At 39.4% G+C, this 847-nt stretch carries 1 tRNA gene and 2 rRNA genes; all 3 read right to left on the bottom strand.

The annotated features are described in order from the left end of the window. Window positions 1-231: 231 nt before the first annotated feature. The 3 genes from E2R68_RS13815 to rrf (E2R68_RS13805) all read right to left on the bottom strand — a co-directional run bounded on the left by E2R68_RS13815 (window position 232) and on the right by rrf (E2R68_RS13805) (window position 618). Window positions 232-307: transfer RNA gene (locus tag E2R68_RS13815), tRNA-Thr, on the bottom strand. A gap of 8 nt (window positions 308-315) precedes the next feature. Next, window positions 316-431, bottom strand: a 5S ribosomal RNA gene (rrf, locus tag E2R68_RS13810). A gap of 71 nt (window positions 432-502) precedes the next feature. Continuing rightward, window positions 503-618, bottom strand: a 5S ribosomal RNA gene (gene rrf, locus E2R68_RS13805). Between the last annotated feature and the right edge of the window lie 229 nt (window positions 619-847).

The raw sequence follows: 847 nt of genomic DNA, 5'->3' as shown, positions 1-847 counted from the left end.
AATTAGTTTTAATCGGAGTCTAGCATTAGATGTCGCGTTAATTAGGGCTGTAAAATCGTGGGTCATATAAGCTCCTTCAAAGAAGGACTATTAGATCACATAATTAACGGAATTGGTATGAGATTGTACAAAACATTATAAGGCGCTATAGGACTGAAAATAGGCTTAAATACATATTTTTCAAGGGGATTATTTGTTTACTTGTACTTTATAGGAAGTTATAAGAAGTTTTGGTGCTGATAGGCGGATTTGAACCGCCGACCTCACCCTTACCAAGGGTGCGCTCTACCAACTGAGCCATATCAGCAAATGGGGATCTGATAATGACCTACTTTCACATGGGGAGACCCCACACTATCATCGGCGCAGCTGCGTTTCACTTCTGAGTTCGGCATGGGATCAGGTGGTACCACAGCGCTATTATTATCAGAAAAAATCTTATATTTATAGCGTATTATAAATATTAAAACCCCAGCCATACGGCTGGGGTTTTGAATTAGGCGCTTGGCGATGACCTACTTTCACATGGGGAGACCCCACACTATCATCGGCGCAGCTGCGTTTCACTTCTGAGTTCGGCATGGGATCAGGTGGTACCACAGCGCTATTGTCGCCAAGCATAAAAATATATTAGAAAAGCTGGACGTTCATGTAATCAATTATGTAAATATGCTTTCGCAAGCATTCTATTTCTTGGTAAACAATATCTTATTTTAAAATAAAAAATTATTATCTTTTACTTTAAACTAAACCAACACTACTTAGGTGTTGTATGGTTAAGCCTCACGGGTAATTAGTACAAGTTAGCTCAATACATTACTGCACTTACACACCTTGCCTATCAACG

This window comes from Psychromonas algarum, assembly GCF_004376845.1.
Taxonomy (GTDB): Bacteria; Pseudomonadota; Gammaproteobacteria; order Enterobacterales; family Psychromonadaceae; genus Psychromonas.
Note: the sequence above shows the minus strand (reverse complement) of the source record. Positions and strands in the feature narration are given on the sequence as shown.